Origin of the sequence: Undibacterium sp. RuRC25W, assembly GCF_049339825.1 — a bacterium.
Classification (GTDB): Bacteria; Pseudomonadota; Gammaproteobacteria; order Burkholderiales; family Burkholderiaceae_D; genus Undibacterium.
The window spans coordinates 77,785-96,679 of sequence record NZ_JBMPPD010000005.1 but is presented as its reverse complement, the minus strand read 5'-3'; the positions used below and the strand labels follow the sequence as shown (position 1 = coordinate 96,679).

Below are 18,895 nucleotides of genomic sequence, written 5' to 3'. Positions count from 1 at the left end.
GTGAATAAAAATACGAAATCTCATTATGCAGAGATTTCAACAATTTTGCAGGGTTTCCTTAAATCTTAAAATCATTTTCTTGTCGCTTTTCAAGCTACTCAAGTTACCATAGGCCTGTCACGACAATTTTTTATCAATTATGGTGTCATCACGTTTGCGTTCTTTTGTCGCCTTGCATCTTGCGGTACTGCTATTTGGTGCCGCGGGTGTATTTGGAAAATATATTGCATTGACGTCCCTCAGCCTTGTATTTGGGCGCACTTTTTTTGCTGCACTGAGCCTACTCCCCTTCGTACACTGGAAGGATCTCAGATTGTCGGATAACTGGCTGGAATTGTTGCTTAGTGGCGGATTGTTGGCTGTTCATTGGCTGACTTTTTTTGCCTCGCTTACCTATGCGTCTGTGGCATTTGGCTTGATGGGGTTTGCGACCTTTCCTGTTTTTGTCGCGATTTTAGAACCGTGGTTTTTCAAGCAAAGACGCCAGCGGAGGGATCTTCTGATTGCATTTCTGGTTGTTGTCGGTCTGATCGTGATGGTCAGTGATGCGACCTGGCAAGATGGCTCTTTGAGAGCGATAGCAATGGGGGCGCTTTCTGGATTGTCCTTTGCGTTGCTGACTTTAAGTAATCGTGGTCAATCCCGAAGGGCTTCTTCGATGCAGATCGCTTTTGTGCAAAACAGTGCCGCCTGTCTATTATTAACGCCTTTGGTTTTGTATCAACAAGAACTGGCCAGCGTCAGTTTATTGACTTGGCTCCTGCTTGCTACCCTAGGCATCGTTTTCACTGCGCTATCGCACAGCTTGTTTGCCTTTAGTCTCAAGCAGCTCTCTGCAAGCTTGGTTAGTGTCACTGCAGCATTGGAGCCAGTCTATGGGATGGTGTTGGCTTATGTTGTTCTGGGAGAGCATGTGTCTATGCAAAACATCGCTGGTGCAGCGATCGTCTTGCTGACTACAACGTTTGCTGGTTATCTCGGCTCACAACATGCGTCAGATCTGCTGAATTAATAACTAATCATCTAGCTAAAATAAAAAAACGGTGAAACATCACCGTTTTTTTTAAGTTGTCATTACATATGCAACGTAAAGATCAGAAACGACGAGTTAAGAACGCGTAATAGGCAAGCCTAAATCTTCGTTCAGACTGATATGTTTAGCCAGCTCTAATTTAGCGATTGCGTTACGATGCACTTCATCCGGACCGTCAGCCAAACGCAACGTGCGATTGCCTGCCCATTGTGCTGCCAGCGGGAAGTCGCCAGAAACACCACCCGCGCCATGTGCCTGAATTGCCCAATCCAACACCTGCTGGGTTACATTTGGTGCCAGCACTTTGATCATGGCGATTTCGGCTTGTGCATGTTTGTTGCCGACGGTATCCATCATGTACGCCGCTTTGAGTGTCAACAAACGGGCGGTATCGATCTGAATCCGTGATTCGGCAATACGCTCGCGCCAGATACTTTGTTCAGAAATTTTCTTACCAAACGCAGTCCGACTGTTGAGGCGTTTGCACATTAATTCCAACGCGCGTTCTGCAACACCGATAGCACGCATGCAGTGATGGATGCGGCCAGGCCCGAGACGACCTTGAGCAATTTCAAACCCGCGACCTTCACCGAGTAAAATATTGCTAGCTGGGACACGCACATTTTCAAACAAGATTTCGCAATGGCCATGCGGCGCATCGTCATAACCAAAGACGGGCAGGGGACGTTTAATGGTGATGCCAGGCGTTTTCGCATCGACCAATATCATCGACTGTTGCGAATGACGGGCTGCATTGAAATCCGTTTTACCCATCAGGATATAGACGGCGCAACGTGGATCACCCGCGCCAGAAATCCACCATTTATGCCCGTTAATCACATAATGATCACCATCGCGGTCAATTCTGGTTTCAATATTGGTGGCGTCAGAGGAGGCGACACCTGGTTCTGTCATCGCAAACGCAGAGCGGATTTCACCGCGCAATAACGGCTCCAGCCATTGTTTCTTGTGTTCTTCGGCACCGTAACGCTCTATCGTCTCCATGTTGCCTGTGTCAGGCGCAGAGCAATTAAACACTTCTGGCGCCCAACTAACGCGCCCCATGATTTCGCATAAGGGGGCGTAATCAAGATTAGATAAGCCCTCTGGTGCGCGCACTGATTTTGGTAAAAAAAGATTCCACAAACCTTGTTCACGCGCTTTAGGTTTCAGATCTTCAATAATCTGTGTCGCCAGCCAACGGTTTCCTTTATCGGTACCGTTACGGTCAATTTCTTCTTTGTAGGCTTTTTCATTTGGATAAATATGCTCATCCATAAAGCGTAATAATTTTGCCTGTAAAGCCTTGCAGCGTTCTGAGTATTCGAATTCCATATTGTCTCCGGTAAGGTGTTCAGATCTTTAATGATCTTTTTTGAAAAACGATGAAAATAAAACAGCGACTAGCAATAGAAATATTCTTTTAAAATGCGTAAAGTCCTAAGCGTTAGCGCATTGTTTTGTTGACGTAACTCCAACCAAGTTCCGCCATCGGTCTGGCTGCTTCGCCTGATTTTTTTGCTTGCGCACTTGAGGCTGTGCCATCAACGTAGCGCTTCATGATTCCTTGCAAAATACCAGCCATACGGAACATGTTATATGCCAAGTAAAAATTGAAATCTTCAGGGCGAATCGTTTTGCCAGTGCGTTGACAATACTTAGCGATATACTCTTCTTCGCTCGGGATCCCTAAGGCTTTGTAGTCAATGCCCTTAATGCCGCGGAATTGCCCCGGGGTGACATGCCAGCTCATGCAATGATAAGAAAAATCAGCTAGCGGATGCCCCAGCGTCGATAATTCCCAGTCCAAAACCGCCAGAATACGCGGCTCAGTTGGGTGAAACATCATATTATCAAGGCGGTAATCACCATGAACAATGCTTGTATCGTCACCCTCCGGAATATGGTGTGGCAACCATGCAATCAGATTATCCATCGCTTCAATTTTTTCAGTCTCGGAAGCGCGATACTGCTTCGTCCAGCGATCAATCTGCCGAGCAAAATAATTACCCGGTTTGCCATAATCTGCCAAACCGATCGCAGCGTAGTCAATCGTGTGTAACTGAGCGATAACGCGATTCATTTCATCATAAATGTCAGCACGTTCACTTGGCGTCATTCCGGGTAACGACTGATCCCATAAAACACGGCCATCGACGAATTCCATGATGTAAAAAGCGCGACCGATGACATCTTCATTGGCACATAAAGCGTACTGCTTTGCTGCAGGAAAGCCCGCTTTATTTAACGCATCCATGACCTTGAATTCGCGTTCGATCGCGTGGGCGGATTGCAATAGTTTAGCGACCGGACCTGGTTTAGCACGCATCACGTAATGCTGGTCTCCAGCACTGAGTTTGAATGTTGGATTAGATTGACCGCCTTTAAACTGCGTCACCACCAGTTTGTCGACCATGGCCGCTTCAAAACCTTCGACATGCTGTCGCATATAATCGGCCAGCGTGCCAAGATCAAATTTCTGACGTTCTGCAACCGGCATGGTCCCCATAAATTCTTCAAACATCGATGTCTCCTCGCTTTTTGCGTATGGTGTGTGATAGTACCCTCAGTGCCAGAGGTGAGGGCATTTGAACTATTTTAACTCATATAATCGAACGTCCGTACTATTTTATTTGATTGGGGTTATAGATGAAAAAATGGCTACCGGACATCATCGGGTAGCCATTTTCTTCATTAATGAAAGGATTACATCTTGGTTTATCGTTACAAAGACACTACTGCATCAAATTGAGAACGCCGTCGAGCCCCACAAAGTTCAAGGCGACATGCGCTTGCGCCCTGACAACCGGCTTCGCTCTGAAGGCGACAGACAACCCAGATATTTGCATCATTTTGAGATCATTGGCACCATCACCCATGACGATTGCCTGGCGTGGTGAAATCCCAAGTTCAGCACAGACACGCTCGACGGTCCTTTGTTTCTCTGTAGCGTCAACAATGGTACCAATCACTTTACCAGTTAATTTACCATTTTCAATTTCAAGGACGTTTGAATGGCTGTAATCCAGATTCAACATCGATTTCATACGGTCCGTAAAGAATGTAAATCCACCAGATACTAACAATGTTTTCAAGCCCGCAGCCTGAACTGCCTTGAGCATCGTCGCGGCACCTAATGAGAGCTCTAACCTCTCTTCAAATACGCGTTCAAGCGCACTGGCATCTAGGCCTTTAAGTAGTGCAACGCGGCGTATCAGACTTTCCTGAAACTCCAGCTCGCCGCGCATCGCAGCTTCTGTAATCTCTGCGACCTCAGGTTTGAGACCCTGCATGTCGGCAATCTCATCAATACATTCGATGGTAATCAGGGTGGAATCCATGTCCATAGCGACAAGCTTAAAATCGCTCAATGACAACGGCGAGGACAATGCGGTTAGATCCCATTGCGCCCCAAAACAGACGCGTTGCATCTGTTCCAAAGCCTCAGCGGAGCGCGTCACCCCCTCGAGCTTGAGCACTTGCCCGTTGATTTGTGTGACACTATCGCATTGACTTAATGCCACTAGTTGTTGAAAGTCAGGGTGATGCTGATCAATCTGATGTAGAGATTGTATGATGATCTGTTGAGTAGTCATGGGTTATTCATGGTGTTCAATTACGGTTAAGCTTGGGCTAAATAAGTATCGAATTACTGTAATGCTTTTAATGTGGATTTTATCTGCAAAACCCGACTGGCCAGATCTGGCATAGTCGCAGTGATACGCAATTTATCTTGGCCATTAAGTCTGATGTGTTTATTTTTTTGCACTAGTTCAATAATGCGCATAGCATCAATCGGTGGTTTGGGCTCAAATTGCAGGCTAGCGGCCTCACTATGTACGTCAATTTTTATAATTCCTAGCGGTTTCGCCGCGACACGCAGACGGTGGGTTTCCAATAATGACTGGACTTGTTCAGGCAGCTTACCAAAACGATCAATCATTTCTTCTTGCATATCATCAATAGCACTAGCTTTCGAGCAATTCGCCAGACGCTTATAAATAGAAAGCCGCTCGTGAACATCACCGCAGAAATCATTGGGCAATAATGCCGGAATGTGGAGATTAATCTCTGTGGTCGATGACAATGGTGCCGCTAGATCAGGCTCTTTGCCATTTTTCAGGGCTCGCACCGCTTCGTTGAGCATATCAGAGTACATCTGGAAGCCGATTTCGTGCATTTCACCAGATTGATTATCGCCCAACACCTCGCCAGCACCGCGAATTTCGAGATCGTGCATCGCCAGATAGAAGCCACTACCCAATTCTTCCATTTGCTGAATTGCTTCCAGACGTCGGTTTGCTTGTTTAGTCAGACCCTGGACATCATGTACAAGCAGATAGGCATAAGCCTGATGATGAGAACGTCCAACCCGGCCGCGCAACTGATGTAACTGTGCCAATCCAAACTTATCAGCTCTATGCATGATGATTGTGTTGGCAGTAGGGACGTCAATACCGGTTTCAATAATCGTTGTACAGAGTAAGATGTTATGCCGTTGAGCCACAAAATCACGCATCACTTTTTCAAGATCTCGTTCATGCATCTGACCATGAGCCACCACGACGCGTGCTTCAGGTAGTAAGGCCTCTAACATTGCCTTACGGTTTTCAATCGTTTCCACCTCGTTGTGCAGGAAATACACTTGTCCACCGCGTTTCAGTTCACGCAGACACGCTTCGCGGATGACAGAGTTATCTTCACTGCGAACAAAGGTCTTAATTGCCAGACGTTTCTGTGGTGCAGTAGCGATGATAGAGAAATCGCGCAAGCCTTCTAACGCCATACCTAAGGTACGAGGGATCGGGGTTGCCGTTAAAGTTAGAACATCAACCTCGGCACGCAGGGACTTCAGTGCTTCTTTCTGGCGAACACCAAAACGATGTTCTTCGTCGATAATCACCAGACCAAGACGCGAAAATTTAACGTCATCCGATAACAGCTTATGTGTGCCGATAACAATATCAACAGTACCGTCACCCATGCCTTTGATCGCCAGATTGATTTCTTTGCCTGAACGGAAACGGGATAACTCAGCGATTTTTACTGGCCAGTTGGCGAAACGATCAGCGAAAGTTTGCGCATGTTGCTCAGCGAGGAGGGTGGTTGGCGCCAAGATGGCGACTTGTTTGCCGCCCATCACAGCAACGAACGCAGCACGTAAAGCGACTTCGGTTTTACCAAAACCAACGTCGCCGCAAATCAAACGGTCCATTGGTTTGCCAGAGGTCATGTCGCCGATCACTGCAGTGATTGCAGCAGCCTGATCTGGGGTCTCTTCAAAACCAAAACTTTCTGCAAACGCCTCATAATCCTTAGACGAATATTCAAAGGCATGCCCTTGTCGTGCAGCGCGGCGTGCATAAAGATTGAGCAGCTCAGCGGCTGTATCCCGAATTTGTTGTGCAGCTTTTTTCTTGGCTTTTTCCCACTGACCAGAACCAAGTGAATGCAATGGTGCATCCTCCGGTGATGCACCGGAATAGCGTGATATCACGTGCAACTGCGATACGGGTACGTAAAGTTTCGTCTCTTTTGCATATTCAAGATGCAAAAATTCCGTATCACCTTCACCCAGATCCATACTGATGAGGCCCATGTAGCGACCGATACCATGATTGCTGTGTACGACAGGGTCACCAATTTTGAGCTCTGACAGATCACGCACCATGTGCTCGACTTGCGTGACAGCTTCCTGCTTTTTACGACCAATACGTTTGCCACTTCCAGCATAGAGCTCTGCTTCAGTAACGAACGCGATCCCATCATCAAGGATAAACCCTGCATGTAAGGGCGCAACACCAAGCATTAACTTAGCACTGGCAGTCACAAAATCTGTGTAACCATCGCACAGCGTTAACGAAATCGTATATTCATTAAAATACTGTTGTAAGGTTTCACGCCGTCCGAGGGTTTCAGCGCAAATCATGACGCGTTTATCTGTCTGCAACAAAAAGGAGCGCAGATGAGTAAGCGGATCGTCAGCGCGACGATTGACCGCAATATCGGGTAAAAAACTCGACGCCTCAGAGGCCCCGGTCGCCTTATCAGCATTGGCGATCACCCAGCGCGCTTGCGATTTAAGTGCAGAAAAGAAGTCTTCGTCGCGCAAAAATACGGTTTCTGGCGGCAAAACTGGGCGTTCTCTGTCGGCTTTCAGGAATTGATAGCGAGAACGGGTATCGACCCAGAACCGCTGGATTGTTTCTTCAATATTACCCACCAACGCAAAATGTGGATTCTTAGGCAGGTAGTCAAACAACGTTGCTGCTTGCTCGAAAAATAACGGCAGATAGTATTCAATACCTGCTGACGCGATACCATTGCCAATATCCTTATAAATCGAAGAGCGGGATGGATCACCTTCAAACGTCTCGCGCCAACGGCTCCGAAAAGCGACACGTGCAGGCTCATCCATAGGAAATTCACGCCCTGGCAGCAAGCGGACCTCAGGAACAGGATAGAGCGAGCGCTGGGTATCGGCATCAAAAGTACGGATAGTTTCAATGGTATCGCCAAACAAATCCAAGCGATATGGCAATGCTGAACCCATCGGAAACAAGTCAATCAAGCCACCGCGTACCGAATATTCACCGGGTGACATGACTTGACTCACATGACTGTAACCAGCAAGCGTCAATTGCGATTTGAGTTTTGCCTCATCAAGCGTGTCTCCTTTTTTAAAGAAGAACGTATAGGCGGCTAAAAATGAGGGTGGTGCCATCCGCAACAAAGCGGTCGTTGCTGGAGCTAACAGCACATCACAATTGCCATTCTGGATTTCATGCAAACTCGCCAACCGTTCCGAGACCAAGTCCTGATGCGGGGAAAACGCGTCATAAGGCAAGGTTTCCCAATCGGGCAACAGGTGGCAACGCAGTTCTGGGTTAAACCAGGGAATCTCGTCGCGTAATCTTTGCGCATCACCCGGACTGGCGACGAAAACCGTCAACATCCGCTTATCAGCTTTGAGTTCTGTGGCTGCCTGGGCAAGCGCAAAAGCGTCTGCGGAACCATGTAAGGTCGGTAGAACCAGTCTATGACCGGGTTTTGCTAAAGATTTCTTGAAATCGAATGACATCGCTGCTGAAAATTGAAGATACCGTAAAACCAGCTGAAGGAACCGCGTACAGATTGAAATACACGGTTAAAATGAGAGCTTATTATAAACGAATGGCCTGTTCTCATCAGGACGCCTGAAAAAGATGTATGCAAGAAAATACTGAACAAGCGTTACACACGCCACGTTATATTGCGCTTATTCCTGCCGCGGGTGTTGGCAGTCGCATGGGAAGTAGTACACCAAAGCAATATTTAACAATCAATGGACAATCCCTTTTACAGCATACAGTGAATGCATTTCTGAATTTTTCAGCGATAGCACACACATACGTCGTTGTGAGCCATGAGGATGGATTTGTAGATGACTTTTTGCTAAAAGCCCCTGGATTAACCGTCCTAAAGTGTGGCGGCGCAACAAGACGTGACACGGTCCGGCAAGGATTGGAAGCCATTTCATCTCATTCAGATCATCAAGACTGGGTGTTAGTTCATGATGCTGCGCGCCCTGGGCTAACCGCTGAACTACTCCAGAAACTCCTCTCTAAAGTAGGCCGGCATGAGATCGGTGGTCTACTCGCAATGCCCGTCGTCGACACGATGAAGAGAGTCATTGACGGTAAAGTGCAGACTATTTCTCGCGATGGCTTATGGCTGGCTCAGACGCCGCAAATGTTTCGTTTCAAGATGCTATGTGATGCATTAGACGCTGCGGATCAGGTGACTGATGAAGCCAGTGCAATTGAAGCTGCCGGACACAGTCCACTGTTAATAGAAGGCCATGCTTGTAATTTAAAGGTAACGCTTCCAGCAGACCTCGAACAGGCAAAGCGCTATCTGACGGCAACAAAATAAACATACGTTAAGACCCATCAAAAATACTCAAAAATATACAAAATAAGACGAAAGAAAACGATGAAGAATAAGATCCCGCCATTCAGAATTGGACAAGGTTACGACTGCCACGCGCTGGTATCAGGGCGTAAGCTCATAATCGGTGGTGTTGATATTCCCCACACAACAGGATTATTAGGTCATTCTGATGCCGACGTGTTATTACACGCGATTACTGACGCGATTTTTGGCTCTGCAGCACTTGGAGACATTGGACGTCATTTTCCAGATACAGACGTCCGTTTTTCTGGCGCAGATTCCAGAGTATTGCTACGCGAAGCAGCAAAGCGCTTGGGTGAAGCTGGCTATGCAATCGGTAATTTGGACGCAACGATTATTGCGCAGGCGCCAAAGATGGCACCGCATATTCCAAAGATGGTGCAACATATCGCTGAAGATCTGCAAATTGACGCATCACAAGTTAACATCAAGGCAAAAACCAATGAAAAACTTGGTTATCTGGGAAGGGAAGAGGGGATCGCGGCAGAAGCAGTCGTGCTTGTGTTCAAGATTGAGGCTTAAGGTTCAAGGAGATCGGCGAAATCGTGGCAGAAGACAATGCATTTCAGTGCCACTTTAATGTCTTCATCGCTATGATGTACCGCGATCCGATATATTCCGAGACGTCTTATAATTTACGATAATTGATATTTAACAACAATACAATCTGGTTTTGAACCTATACTTTTAATCAGGAAATTGATATCGTCATATCAATTAGCAAAGGGATACCATGAACCAAGAACACGTTAAGCAATTGTTGACGCAGTTACATACCGAATTAGCAGGTGCAGGCGAAGTCGACGGCGAGTTAAAAAGTCTTCTTCACAATTTGAATAAAGACATTCATCAAGTGTTATCGTCCGATCAGGAGCATGATGATCCGGTCTACGCCGCATTAAGCGAGCGGTCTGTGTCCCTGTCTGCAAAATTTGCAGCGGAACATCCAAAATTAGAACCTGTCTTACGCGAACTTGCTTCAATGCTGGCAAAAATTGGTGTCTAATAGTAAGGGCATCATGTCATGGAACACCTCGCTTAAATCCGAGGTGGCCAAGTTTATTTTTGATCTGAGCCATTGATCACATAGCCTTGAGGTGCTCGATGCCCAATTATCGTTTCCGACTGAAAAACATCTTTTTTTTTGCAGGACTAGTAGTGCTACAGTCCTTTGTATTCATTCGTGATTCTCAGTCCCAAGTGTATAAATGTACGACTCAGAATGGAAAAATTTCATTCAGCGATGTCCCTTGCGCATTCGCCGGCCAAAAAGAACAAACACTACAACTAAAGATAAAACCCACCTTATCTATCGCAGAGCCAAAAGATTGGGCAAAAGAAAACGAGGCCTTTAAACAAAGGCAGCGTGAGCGGGAACAAACTGCACAACTTCAGCTGAACCGGCAAACATCTTCATCCGCCTCCAATACAAAGAATCCTGCCTATACCAAGCAACTCATCGCCAATTGCGAAGCGAATCATGGCATGGACTGCAGCAATCCCAACTCGGTTGCACAGCTTCAACGCCAAAATATACCTCTCACTACACAAGAACTTCAGCAGGCCATTGGGGAAAGACGCGCCATGCAACGTGAGGCTGAAGAGTACCGATTTTCAAATCGATAAAGTTGAATCCATCTCTTAACTTTATTGCTATTTCTTAGAAGATGTTCTGCTGAACGACGCGCTTCTGCAAGCGGATATCAATCGAAGTACCAGTGACGAACAATTGATCGCCCCCCAAAAAAAGTGAAAGCGAAGAAACTCCACGCTAAGAATGTAAGTTTCCTCGATCAATGAACACCATTTAACTGTTCATCATGCAGTCGTATTCACCACATTTCCTGAACTACCTGCACTCTGAAGGTCACTTTGTAGCGATTGCAGAAAGTTCGTCAGCGTAGCACTGCTACTACTACTACTACTACTCGAAATACCCAAGGAACTTAGCAACGTCTGAAAATTCTGTTTAAGAGATGCCTCAGTTGAGCTACTAGAGGTTGCAGACGTTGATGCCGTTGTCGATGTTGATGAGTTGGAGGGGGCAGCATTGGACAACTCCTGAATCAGACTCTTTAGATCTGCTTCCAGTTTTCCAGGGCCGCCATGATTTCCATAGCCCGTCGTTGAGGTACTAGATGTAGCAGAACTACTTGAAGTGGAAGATACCGTGCTGCTATTGCTATTCGATGAATCTGATTGACCATTAGTCGATTGCGATGTCTGAGAATGCAGGGCAGACATTAAGCTCTGCATAAAGGTCGCCAGGGCCTGCACTGGATCGGCTGTCGTCGTACTGGAAGTACCATCAGTGGAAGAGTCTGAGCTAGTGCTAGCGCTTGTCCCAGACGTCGAACTTGATTGACTTGACGCACCAATTTGCGACAAGGCCTTAGCGACTGCATCCAAGAAACCACCTCCTGACGGCGGCGGTGGCATGCCTTCAACGTCACTGCTTGATGACGTGCTACTCGACTGTCCGCTGGAGCTCAAATGCCCCAGATGTGCAATAGAAAAGCTATTGCTTGAAATAGAGCTGATGCTCATTTTTAACCTCCTAAAATGATTCGATAAAAGTCAGATTCATAACAAAAAAATAACAAGAAAACACAAAGTGCTAGGGTCAACTATTTCCAAAACGGTCTTGGAGAAGCTATTCTTATGCGGCAACTTGTAAAGAAGGGTTATAAATAAGTAAATTTAGGTAAAGAGTCGTTCATAAAACATCCAGATATCCTTTATTTGAATTGGCGCAATTTATGAGCGCAAGAATAGAGGGCAAAAAATAGGCTTATTCATCGAATTAAAATTAAAAAGGGCGGCAGGCGCGCTTCACTACCCAGTTCATCGCGTTACATGGATAACTGATTTCGAATGCTAAACCCTCGACTAAACACCTTATTGGATAAGTAGTGCATTGAATAAACGAGAGCGAAGGAGATTACTACTTTCAACTAGTTACAATTTTTTCATGCGAAAAATCGGGCTACTTATACTAAAACTCGTTCATTAGCATCCATTTCAAGAAAAATATCCCTCCAAAAGACTTTTAATATTTCCACGTGGAAATATTAAATTGTTAATTTAGGCAAATTGCCTCCTGAATAATATTTTCTAAAATATACTGTGATTTATCTCGACAAAATACGAGATGAAAACAGACCGATTTGGTCTGTCCTTTTTGTGATTAAGATCATTTGATTGGAGCGGATTATGGGATTTGGTTTGGGAAATTTGTTACAAGAAGTTATTGGTGGGGCTAATCCCGTTGAACATCAGTTCGATCAAATAGCGCAAGGCTCTCCTGCAGAGTTACTTAGCCAAGGCTTAGCCACAATGTTTCACTCTGATCAGACAGCGCCTTTCGCTCAAATGGCGGGGCAGCTCTTCGGACAAGGGAACGCTGACCAGCAAGCAGGGATGCTGAATCACTTGCTAAGTAGTATGGGGCCTCAGGTATTAAGTGCGATAGAAGGGGGCGCTGGCGGAAGCGCTTTAAGTAACCTATTAACGCAACTTGGCGGTGCAACTACGTCAGTGACGCCAGAACAAGCAGCGCAAATTTCGCCAGAGCAAGTACAACAACTTGCAGAACACGCTCATCAGCAGGATGCGGGGATTGTAGAACACATGAGCGATTTTTACGCCCAGCATTCAGGATTGATTAAGACGCTCGGCGGAGCGGCTTTAACAATTGCGTTGTCCAAAATGGCCGATGCACAAAAAGGCAGTTAGTTTTTAACCCAAAAAGAGAGAGTGTGAAAATGAAAATCAAATCAATGATGTTGGCATGCGTTTTTTCTGTTGCTGGTTCTGCAGCGTTTATTAACGTAGCGATGGCTGCTGATGCTGCGACAACCGTCTCAGCGACTTGTAACGATGGCACAGCTTATTCTGGCGCAAGTAAAAAAGGCGCGTGTTCTGGACACAAAGGTGTAAAACAATGGGCCGCTGCTGAAGCACCAGCGGCCGCACCCGCTGCACCTGTCGCTCCTGTTGCAGCCGCAAAAGCAGTCGCTCCGTCAGCTCCAGTAGCCGCAGCTGCAGGTGGCGGTGCAGGTAAAGTGTGGGTGAACACTAAAACGAAGGTATACCATTGCGAAGGTACTGCATTTTATGGCAAAACCAAAGAAGGCTCTTACATGACTGAAGCCGAAGCCAAAGCTGCCGGCAGCCACGCTGACCACGGAAAAGCTTGCGTTAAGTAATAAACTTGCGATTAATAATCGCGGTATACCGTAATAATGGACACCTGTGGGTGTCCATTATTTTTTGATCGATTCTTATTTCATGGGTATGAAGATGTATAGTTTTTTATCTCAACTAAATCATATTATTATTTCGCATAATTTATATTATGTAAAATTAAGGATTTCATTTTAGACTGAGAAACAGGCGTCAAATCTAAAGGCTGACCTTGCAAAATGCCATTAACAACATCATACAGACGTACTTTTGTCTGTATTTTAGGAAAAATACGACTTCGGAAACACACCAGTAATTCGAGATATACATCAACAAACTAGTGTGCTGTATGAATCATACTATTATATTTTTTTACCTAAAAAAATTAGGCCATTATCTCTTGTCGCATTGATCGCAAGGCCAAACAGTTGGGATGTAGTGGCTTGGTAGAAAACAACTCCAGTTACCGTGCCACCAGGTGTTGCACAAGGTGAAGGGCCGTACTGAAGTGTTAAATTATAGACATTCCCTTTTTTATGAGGACTGATTGTTCCTGATGATTTGCAGCCACTGGTTCCTGTGGACTGGAAATTTCCATTTGCGTCGACAGATGCAACACCAGCTTCAGTTCCCGCTTTTACCGCTGAAACACCACTGTAGTTTCCAACAAGCAAGGCCAGATTTGGCGTCGTTTCGTAACTTGCATCATAGGTTGATGTAAATGTAAGATTACCAGCGCTTGGATAGCTTACCGTGCCAGTTAAAGTTTGTTTTGGCGTGTAACTTGCAGAAACTGTGGCCGTGCGGACTCCGGCGCCCTCCAAGTTAAAATCAACTGAGTTTGTGCTAGTGAATGAGCCATTGTTGGAGACGCCGTTTCCTTCAATAGCACCGGCAATCAACTGATTGTTTGTCGCGCTGGTGTAGATGAACCACGTAGTTCCGTCATCCAATACTAAGCCAGATATGCTTCTGCCAGTATTTGTTGTGCCAGACCAAAAACCTTCAGCCGTTGCTGTTGATTGCGGATTGTTTGGCGTTGCCGATGTACTCGTTGAACTGCTAGAACCACCACAAGCTGATAAAGAAAATGCCAAGACAATGGATGCTACGTGTATTTTTTTCATAAAATTCCCTCGTGAGAATTTATTTTATCATTTTAACTATTCTTTTTTACATGTAAGTGATAAAAATATATTGCCAGCTTCATTCAATAACCGTTAAGTGTTCGGGATAATTGATGTTTCAATGGAATCGTCGTAAACATAACCCTATGCATGCCAGATGAGCCCCCTCCTCCTCGCTTACCCCCCAATTTTCTAGTAGAAAGAAAAAGCGATCTCGGCGCAAAACTAGGCGCAAGCACTAAAGAACAATCTGTATCAATAGCGATTCGGCGCACCATTGAGGAGATTGCGTGCATATACGCCTGCTTACGATATGCGCCAGTCGTCCTATCGAAAAGCCCACCCACTGCGGACACCTCCTCTGACCAGATTTGGTGATAGTTCTCGTTATCAAGCAAAACATATCTGCATCCGTTGTTGCTGAGGTCAAGATACAGTTGTTTGATAACGATTTCGGTGTCTTCCAGAAACGCTGCTGTGTTTGTCTCGATTGGAAGAGTCACAATTCGTTTTGCTTTGTCCGGAAGATGGAAATCGGGAGCAACGATATTATCAGGCGTGGGTATTGGTGCTACCTCTGCGCAAGAAACCAGAGAAATAGAAAGAAAATAAATTATCAGAGCACGCATTGGTCGATGATCTTGCGCGCCGAAATCACTGTAAGAGATTGAAAGCCCAAGTAGCTTTATTGACTTCGCACATCGCTTTCTGGCGAATAAGTTCGGCGATTTACAACACGTTTTTTTTGACTTAGTTGGTAATTTCTTGCACCTGCATTTCCAGTACGTTACGGTATGACACTTAACGACGTGAAATCAAGCTATAAATATCGTTACAGCATTGTATTTTTGCATAGTTAAACGACCAAAAATACTGACGTTATCTGAGCGCAAATAACAATCAGCAGCAAAGGTACAACGTCAGACCTCCGCACAACGGCAGACTCTTATTCGAGGAAATTTTTTATGGCAAGTACTCTTGATTACAGTAATAAAGAATTCGAATCAATCCTACAAAAGACAAATTCAATCATCCTGAATCAATACGCAAAGAATAAAGAACAACCTGGTTTTTGTAGTGCAAAACAAAAAGAAATAGAAGCATGGTTCAATGAGCCTTTACCCCAACATGGGATGGATCCGATCAAACTGCTTGACGACGTGAAAGAGAAAGTATTAGAAAACGCTAACGGCAATTTCGGTCCGAACATGTATGGCTATGTGGTGTCAGGCGGGAACCAAATATCGACAGTTGCTGATTTTCTGGCATCAACCATCAATCAAAATGTCACTAAGTGGCACATGTCTCCTGTGATGACGGAGATCGAAAAACGGGTCGTTAAATGGACCACAGAAATGGTGGGCTTCACTCCAGATGCCGGTGGAGTGATGGTCAGCGGTGGCTCTGCAGCGACTCTTGCTGGCCTCACTGTTGCCCGAAATATTTTCTTTAGAAAGCAAAATATTAATAAATATGGGCTTTTTGGAGTTACACCTTTCACCGTTTACTGTTCCACTGAAACCCATAATTGCACAGACAAAAGCGTTGCGATATTGGGTATCGGTTCAAATCATTTACGTCGAGTTCGCGTCAACGACGATTTTACGATTAATCTGGTTGCACTGGAGGAGAAAATTCTCGCAGACATCGCATTAGGCTTTAAACCGTTTTGTATCGTAGGCAATGCAGGCACGGTAAATACTGGGGCGATCGATGACCTGACGGGACTCTCGGTTCTCGCAAAAAAATACGACATGTGGTTCCATATCGATGGTGCATATGGGGGACTAGTTGCCTCCCTGCCCGATCTGAAAGATAAATATGCCGGCATGCAGCTTGCTGATTCGATTGGGGTTGATTATCACAAATGGTTATACCAACCGTTTGAAGTTGGTTGTACGCTAGTACGCAACTGGGACCTATTACGCGAAGCGTATTTTAAACAAGCGGATTACCTCGATACTTCTTTTGAAAAAAAAGACGATCGGGTTGAATTTAATGAACATTATTTTCAATTATCGAGAAATGCAAAAGCATTTAAAGTATGGATGTCGCTGAAAGCCTATGGCTTCGAACAGATGCAAGCCATGATGCAGAAAGATATTAATCTCGCTCGTTACCTTGAAAAACTAATCAATGAATCTGATGATTTTGAACTAAAATCAAAAAGTGATTTAGGGATTGTTTGCTTCCGCTATATTGGCGTTAACCTGACTGCCAATGCGATTACTGAGATTAATCAGAATCTGATCGTTGCTTTAGAAGCGGATGGGAGAATATTTATTACAGGCACCAAACTTAACGATGAATTTGTTTTGCGGGCCTGCATCATTAACCACCGTAAATGTGAGGCATCAATTGAATATCTCCTTGCAACCATTCGTGAGGTTGCTCAAAGTCTGGTAGAGCTAGATAACCCAGTCTGCTACGCTTAAGCAGTTTGCTCGTTGGGTATTCATTCACTCTATAAATTGAACTGGACCTATTTAGCCTAGCGCTGGCGTAGTTAAGGTTCTGATAAACAGATAACGGCGTACATTAGCTATGCTTGCAAAAAAGAGGTCACTTCTGAAGTGACCTCTTTTTTATCTTAGTTTATCCATCCTGTTCAACCATTGTATGAAGTCTGAACAAGCGAAAGAGCTAAATCATATTCCTAGCCTGATACTTTGCCCAACAGAAGGTACCCCTTTACTGTCAATCACAAAAAGCCAGTAGAAACCTGGTGGTGCGACATTAGCATTAGTCGGCATTTTCACTGAAAGTTTTCCGTTTGTAGTTGAAAAAGCTAATTCAATGAAGCGCTGATCAACGTTCCACGACTGGGTACTTGCAGTATTACGTACTATCGTAATCCGTTGCAATGGCTGTCCTGATGCGACTTCAATACTAAGATTGCTATCCCATGAGACTTTCGTCGATATCGGTTGAGAACTAATTAAAGGACGTGGCGCTAACTTTCCATTGCCATTTTTCTGAAACGAATAGTAAGGAGAATAAGCTTGAGCGTTAGTGTTAACCAAGGGCCCAGGAGCACCTCCCCCTGTAGAAACAACCCGTCCATCCGGCAATAAAAATGTATTATTGTGATAAAGCCGTGGTAAATCTTCTTTTGCGGCTAAGCGCCACAGTCCGGCAAGACAAATATCCGTGGATAATAACGACCAATCAGATCAGGCCCTGTTAACCCGCTTAATGTTGCCCATTTCCCTGTGACTGGGTCGAAAATTTCCGAAGAGTTGGAGGGATTTTTGTTTTCATCTTCTCCAGCAACACTTAGGACTCGTCCGTCAGGGAGTGTGACTTGAGTGTTGTACCACCGCGCTGAAGACATCGACGCTTGCTTAGTCAATTGATTGCTGACAGGGTCAAAAATATTAACATCTCTGGTACCGCTATTGTAGGTGCCTGTATATCGATTATCACCACCAGAAAGAAGTACTTTACCAATGCCTGGTAAAATCGACTGTGCGCCACAAAACAAATCGGTGGTCGTTGAACTTGGTAAAAACTGATGACTAGAAACCAATGAGTTGCCATTTGCAGGGTTCCAGACGTCGTCATTCCAACGACCGCTTTGCGTACCAGCACCATCTGTACCATAACTCAGTACACGTCCATCGCTTAACACGATTGTATGAACAGGAATGATGTGCCAGTCTTGAAGGCTGTCCCACCAGCCATCATTGATTGCAGATGCCGTTGGGGCTGACCGGATAATGGGTGTGATTAGCGCTGTATTCGTTGAAAAATCGATTTGATTAAGGACTGATGCGCTTTGCAAACCAGAGAACCCATAGAATCCAGAACTATTGGGATTATCAATCACAAAATTCGGCATCCGCGATATGTTGCCCCATGGCCCGAGTTGTCGTCCAGTGTTAGCAATAAAGCCAAGCTGATCAATCGTCTAGTATGCGCCCCCCGAAAATGCGTGTCACATACTCACCTGGATTGAGGGCGGTATAAGTACAGGTTCCCATTCCGCTACCATACATCGGCAGCGAGCTTTTGTCGGTGATTGTCTTGATGCCAGTCACTAATGTTATCCCGTTCCAGAAACTGAGATTATTTAAGGCGACAGAACCAGTACAAACTTGGAATCCAAGTACTTGACCACCACTAATAGCCTGATCATTAAATGAAACAGTGTTGTCTATCCCGCCTTCACCGCCAGCGATTGTATCAACCAAGTGAATATGATCAATGTACCATCCAGTCCCACCAAAGAGCCCTCTGAATGTACTTCCTCGTTTTAGTGTTTCTTGAAAACCAGTGCAGGTTGCACCCGCCTGATTGCAGCTCACCGCATTAAAACTGGTCGCGTTTTCAAAGGGACCATAAGTATTACCCTGATCTGTAACAAATCCAGTTAATAACAACTTTGTGAAGTTTAGTTAATTAAGCGCCTTAACGAGGTATACACAGGATTTGACGCGCAGAGGAGCGATATTTGCAAACATCTGATTCGAATTACCAGCAAGCAATAAACATCTTTCAGATGTTTATTGCTTGCTGTAGAAAAGAATAAAGCGAGATCGTCAAACTAACGATCTCGCTTTATTTTGTGCTATCTATTCATGATCGCCGACGCATT

The 18,895-nt window shown here is 45.2% G+C and carries 17 protein-coding genes; 8 read left to right on the top strand and 9 right to left on the bottom strand.

The genetic code is table 11. The features are described 5' to 3' along the window. Positions 1-154: 154 nt before the first annotated feature. Positions 155-1,012 carry a DMT family transporter gene (locus ACO0KV_RS04380; RefSeq protein WP_423040273.1) on the top strand — a complete coding sequence of 286 codons (858 nt, stop codon included), beginning with the start codon at positions 155-157 and terminating at the stop codon, positions 1,010-1,012. Positions 1,013-1,108: 96 nt separating this feature from the next. On the opposite strand, the gene ACO0KV_RS04375 is transcribed toward ACO0KV_RS04380, so the two are convergent. The 4 genes from ACO0KV_RS04375 to mfd all read right to left on the bottom strand — a co-directional run bounded on the left by ACO0KV_RS04375 (position 1,109) and on the right by mfd (position 8,114). Beyond that, on the bottom strand, positions 1,109-2,368 hold the full coding sequence (locus ACO0KV_RS04375) for an acyl-CoA dehydrogenase family protein (protein ID WP_423040271.1): 1,260 nt from the start codon (positions 2,366-2,368) through the stop codon (positions 1,109-1,111). A 112-nt stretch (positions 2,369-2,480) separates the two neighbouring features. Beyond that, complete coding sequence (locus ACO0KV_RS04370; protein WP_423040269.1) at positions 2,481-3,557, bottom strand: phosphotransferase family protein; 1,077 nt, start codon at positions 3,555-3,557, stop codon at positions 2,481-2,483. A 211-nt stretch (positions 3,558-3,768) separates the two neighbouring features. Beyond that, positions 3,769-4,629, bottom strand: a complete 861-nt coding sequence (gene serB / locus ACO0KV_RS04365; RefSeq protein WP_423040267.1) for a phosphoserine phosphatase SerB — start codon at positions 4,627-4,629, stop codon at positions 3,769-3,771. 53 nt (positions 4,630-4,682) lie between these two features. Next, positions 4,683-8,114, bottom strand: a complete 3,432-nt coding sequence (gene mfd, locus ACO0KV_RS04360) for a transcription-repair coupling factor (protein ID WP_423040265.1) — start codon at positions 8,112-8,114, stop codon at positions 4,683-4,685. A gap of 128 nt (positions 8,115-8,242) precedes the next feature. On the opposite strand from mfd, the gene ispD reads away from it, so the two are divergent. The 4 genes from ispD (at position 8,243) to ACO0KV_RS04340 (ending at position 10,612) form a co-directional block, all read left to right on the top strand. Beyond that, positions 8,243-8,947, top strand: a complete 705-nt coding sequence (gene ispD, locus ACO0KV_RS04355) for a 2-C-methyl-D-erythritol 4-phosphate cytidylyltransferase (RefSeq protein ID WP_423040263.1) — start codon at positions 8,243-8,245, stop codon at positions 8,945-8,947. Between the two features lie 60 nt (positions 8,948-9,007). After that, on the top strand, positions 9,008-9,508 hold the full coding sequence (ispF, locus tag ACO0KV_RS04350) for a 2-C-methyl-D-erythritol 2,4-cyclodiphosphate synthase (protein WP_423040261.1): 501 nt from the start codon (positions 9,008-9,010) through the stop codon (positions 9,506-9,508). Between the two features lie 211 nt (positions 9,509-9,719). After that, the gene (locus tag ACO0KV_RS04345; RefSeq protein ID WP_423040259.1) at positions 9,720-9,992 is read left to right on the top strand and encodes a DUF4404 family protein; all 273 of its coding nucleotides are present in this window, start codon (positions 9,720-9,722) and stop codon (positions 9,990-9,992) included. Between the two features lie 98 nt (positions 9,993-10,090). Continuing rightward, positions 10,091-10,612 carry a DUF4124 domain-containing protein gene (locus ACO0KV_RS04340; RefSeq protein WP_423040257.1) on the top strand — a complete coding sequence of 174 codons (522 nt, stop codon included), beginning with the start codon at positions 10,091-10,093 and terminating at the stop codon, positions 10,610-10,612. Positions 10,613-10,804: 192 nt separating this feature from the next. Here the strand turns inward: ACO0KV_RS04340 and ACO0KV_RS04335 are convergent, their stop codons facing one another. Continuing rightward, on the bottom strand, positions 10,805-11,533 hold the full coding sequence (locus tag ACO0KV_RS04335; protein ID WP_423040255.1) for a hypothetical protein: 729 nt from the start codon (positions 11,531-11,533) through the stop codon (positions 10,805-10,807). 666 nt (positions 11,534-12,199) lie between these two features. Here ACO0KV_RS04335 and ACO0KV_RS04330 point away from each other — a divergent pair. Then, on the top strand, positions 12,200-12,721 hold the full coding sequence (locus ACO0KV_RS04330) for a hypothetical protein (protein WP_423040253.1): 522 nt from the start codon (positions 12,200-12,202) through the stop codon (positions 12,719-12,721). Positions 12,722-12,750: 29 nt separating this feature from the next. After that, positions 12,751-13,194 carry a hypothetical protein gene (locus ACO0KV_RS04325; RefSeq protein WP_423040251.1) on the top strand — a complete coding sequence of 148 codons (444 nt, stop codon included), beginning with the start codon at positions 12,751-12,753 and terminating at the stop codon, positions 13,192-13,194. A gap of 339 nt (positions 13,195-13,533) precedes the next feature. Here ACO0KV_RS04325 and ACO0KV_RS04320 read toward each other — a convergent pair whose 3' ends face one another. Next, positions 13,534-14,298 (bottom strand): hypothetical protein, encoded by a 765-nt coding sequence (locus ACO0KV_RS04320; RefSeq protein ID WP_423040249.1) that lies wholly within the window; start codon positions 14,296-14,298, stop codon positions 13,534-13,536. A gap of 965 nt (positions 14,299-15,263) precedes the next feature. Between ACO0KV_RS04320 and ACO0KV_RS04315 the strand changes: the two genes are divergently transcribed. Continuing rightward, entirely contained in the window at positions 15,264-16,733 is a 1,470-nt protein-coding gene (locus ACO0KV_RS04315; RefSeq protein WP_423040247.1) for a pyridoxal phosphate-dependent decarboxylase family protein, read from the top strand. A gap of 213 nt (positions 16,734-16,946) precedes the next feature. Here ACO0KV_RS04315 and ACO0KV_RS04310 read toward each other — a convergent pair whose 3' ends face one another. From ACO0KV_RS04310 to ACO0KV_RS04300, 3 genes are all read right to left on the bottom strand, one after another. Next, positions 16,947-17,321: a galactose oxidase early set domain-containing protein gene (locus tag ACO0KV_RS04310; RefSeq protein WP_423040245.1), complete on the bottom strand. Its 375-nt coding sequence runs from the start codon at positions 17,319-17,321 to the stop codon at positions 16,947-16,949. 95 nt (positions 17,322-17,416) lie between these two features. Further along, positions 17,417-18,139 carry a kelch repeat-containing protein gene (locus ACO0KV_RS04305; protein ID WP_423040243.1) on the bottom strand — a complete coding sequence of 241 codons (723 nt, stop codon included), beginning with the start codon at positions 18,137-18,139 and terminating at the stop codon, positions 17,417-17,419. Between the two features lie 61 nt (positions 18,140-18,200). Beyond that, positions 18,201-18,680, bottom strand: a complete 480-nt coding sequence (locus ACO0KV_RS04300) for a hypothetical protein (protein ID WP_423040241.1) — start codon at positions 18,678-18,680, stop codon at positions 18,201-18,203. Positions 18,681-18,895: the final 215 nt, after the last annotated feature.

What these genes read in the sequence shown, in the direction of transcription:
- ACO0KV_RS04375 (WP_423040271.1), bottom strand. Translation starts at nt 2,368, where the DNA reads ATGGAATTCGAATACTCAGAACGCTGCAAGGCTTTACAGGCAAAATTA.
- ACO0KV_RS04370 (WP_423040269.1), bottom strand. Translation starts at nt 3,557, where the DNA reads ATGTTTGAAGAATTTATGGGGACCATGCCGGTTGCAGAACGTCAGAAA.
- serB (WP_423040267.1), bottom strand. Translation starts at nt 4,629, where the DNA reads ATGACTACTCAACAGATCATCATACAATCTCTACATCAGATTGATCAG.
- mfd (WP_423040265.1), bottom strand. Translation starts at nt 8,114, where the DNA reads ATGTCATTCGATTTCAAGAAATCTTTAGCAAAACCCGGTCATAGACTG.
- ispD (WP_423040263.1), top strand. Translation starts at nt 8,243, where the DNA reads ATGCAAGAAAATACTGAACAAGCGTTACACACGCCACGTTATATTGCG.
- ispF (WP_423040261.1), top strand. Translation starts at nt 9,008, where the DNA reads ATGAAGAATAAGATCCCGCCATTCAGAATTGGACAAGGTTACGACTGC.
- ACO0KV_RS04345 (WP_423040259.1), top strand. Translation starts at nt 9,720, where the DNA reads ATGAACCAAGAACACGTTAAGCAATTGTTGACGCAGTTACATACCGAA.
- ACO0KV_RS04340 (WP_423040257.1), top strand. Translation starts at nt 10,091, where the DNA reads ATGCCCAATTATCGTTTCCGACTGAAAAACATCTTTTTTTTTGCAGGA.
- ACO0KV_RS04335 (WP_423040255.1), bottom strand. Translation starts at nt 11,533, where the DNA reads ATGAGCATCAGCTCTATTTCAAGCAATAGCTTTTCTATTGCACATCTG.
- ACO0KV_RS04330 (WP_423040253.1), top strand. Translation starts at nt 12,200, where the DNA reads ATGGGATTTGGTTTGGGAAATTTGTTACAAGAAGTTATTGGTGGGGCT.
- ACO0KV_RS04325 (WP_423040251.1), top strand. Translation starts at nt 12,751, where the DNA reads ATGAAAATCAAATCAATGATGTTGGCATGCGTTTTTTCTGTTGCTGGT.
- ACO0KV_RS04320 (WP_423040249.1), bottom strand. Translation starts at nt 14,298, where the DNA reads ATGAAAAAAATACACGTAGCATCCATTGTCTTGGCATTTTCTTTATCA.
- ACO0KV_RS04315 (WP_423040247.1), top strand. Translation starts at nt 15,264, where the DNA reads ATGGCAAGTACTCTTGATTACAGTAATAAAGAATTCGAATCAATCCTA.
- ACO0KV_RS04305 (WP_423040243.1), bottom strand. Translation starts at nt 18,139, where the DNA reads ATGCCGAATTTTGTGATTGATAATCCCAATAGTTCTGGATTCTATGGG.